Source organism: Microbacterium umsixpiens (assembly GCF_053543675.1).
The window spans coordinates 2744-4390 of record NZ_JBLVOH010000162.1 but is presented as its reverse complement, the minus strand read 5'-3'; the positions used below and the strand labels follow the sequence as shown (position 1 = coordinate 4390).

General features: G+C 68.7%; 1 protein-coding gene and 1 pseudogene. Both read right to left on the bottom strand.

Annotated elements, in window-relative coordinates; all coding sequences use genetic code 11:
• Positions 1-8 precede the first annotated feature (8 nt).
• The gene (locus tag ACNPM4_RS15770; RefSeq protein ID WP_448986309.1) at positions 9-1325 is read right to left on the bottom strand and encodes an extracellular solute-binding protein; all 1317 of its coding nucleotides are present in this window, start codon (positions 1323-1325) and stop codon (positions 9-11) included.
• A gap of 40 nt (positions 1326-1365) precedes the next feature.
• A pseudogene (locus ACNPM4_RS15765) lies at positions 1366-1647 on the bottom strand (PIG-L family deacetylase); the annotation flags it as partial.

The window sequence follows — 1647 nt, the reverse complement described above, 5'->3', positions numbered from 1 at the left end:
CCGGGGTGTCACTGAGCGGCGCTGAGCGCGGCGTCGACGTCGCGAGCGGCGTTCTCCATCGCCGTCTTCGCGTCGACCTGTCCGTTCACGAGTGCCTCCAGCTGTCGCTGCAGGGCATCGGTCGCAGCCGGTCCGCCGAGCACGGTCGGGAACGGGGTCGCGTTCTCCAGAGCCGTCACGTACGACGACAGGAACGGCGTCTCCAGCTCAGCGGCGTGCGCCTCCAGGTCGGAGGAGCGCGTGGGCAGGATCCCCATCGACAGCAGGATGTCGGCCATCGCCGAGGAACCGGCTTCGCCGGAGTCCGGGCCGTTGAGGTAGGTGAGGAACTCCCACGCCGCCTTCTGACGCGCGTCGGAGGCCTTGCCGTTGACCATCGTCATCCAGGAGTACGAGATCGACGAGGACTCATCGCCGCTGGGGCCGACCGGGATCGGCGCGGTGGCGACGTTCTCGAAGTCATCGCCCATACCGTCGCGGAGCGCGCTCTCCCACCAGTTGGCCATGACGATCATGCCGGTCTGACCGTTCACGAAGGCGTCGAGGTACGGGCCGGTGGTGTTGGCGTTCGCCGTCGACTTCCTGGGGTCGCTCGACCCGTCGGCGACCAGCTTCTCGTACAGTTCCGCCGTCTCGAGGGCTTCCGGGCTGGTCAGCTCGGAAGCCGTGCCCTCCTCGTTCAGGAACGAGCCGCCGTTCGACGCGAGCAGCGACAGGAACGGATGCACCACGCCGGAGTTCCAGCCGGTGATGAGGCCGAAGCCCTGCTGGTCTCCGGTGGTGAGCTTCGCGGAATCCTCGACGAGGGCGTCCCAATCGGCCGGAGGCTCGGCGATGCCCGCCGCGTCGAACAGCGCGGAGTTGTAGTTGAGCTGGTACAGGTCGATCTCGTTCGGGATGCCGTACACGTCGCCGCCGTTGCTCGCCGCCGAGACGACGCCGGCCGGCCAGTTCTCCGTGACCTCGTCGGCGACGTCGGCGGGCGCGGCAGCGGCGAGGCCGTCGCGCACCAGCTCGGGCAGCCACGCGTCGTAGATGCCGACGATCGCCGGGCCGTCCGCCGACGCACCCTGCGTACGCAGGGTCGAGAGCAGGTTGCCGAACGGGACCGCCTGCACCTTGACGGTGATGTCGGGGTGGTCTTCGGTGAACGCCGCGCCGGCGGCCTCCAGCATCGCGACCTGGTCCGGTCCCCAGTGCGTGAGGAAGGTGAGTTCCTGGGGGCCGCCGGCATCGCCGGAGCCTCCGGAAGAGCCGGAGCAGCCGGCGAGGGTCAGCGTCGTCGCGAGCCCCAGAGCGGTGACCGCGAGAAGTGATTTCTTCATGGTTCCTTCGTTTCTGTGCGTATCGGGTGGGTGAGGAGGATCAGGGGCCTGCGAGGGTGAACTTCTCGGCCCCCGCAGATCGGAATGCGGCTGCGCGCCGCTCACCGACCAGGCAGCCCTTGACCTGCATGAGCGCGGAGTAGTAGTCGATGAAGCGGAAGCCGTAGGTCTCGCCGCGCGCGAAGGCGTGCTCCTGGATTCCGGTGAGCCAGAGGTCGAACGCCTCGTCGGGGATGCCGAAGAACGTGTCCGCCTCGAACCCCTCCATGTCCTCCCAGTTCTCGGCGTGCAGGATCCGCGGAACGGAATGCCGCGCCGCCGC

Coding starts and splice junctions, on each gene's coding strand:
- ACNPM4_RS15770 (WP_448986309.1), bottom strand. CDS start 1,325: ATGAAGAAATCACTTCTCGCGGTCACCGCTCTGGGGCTCGCGACGACG.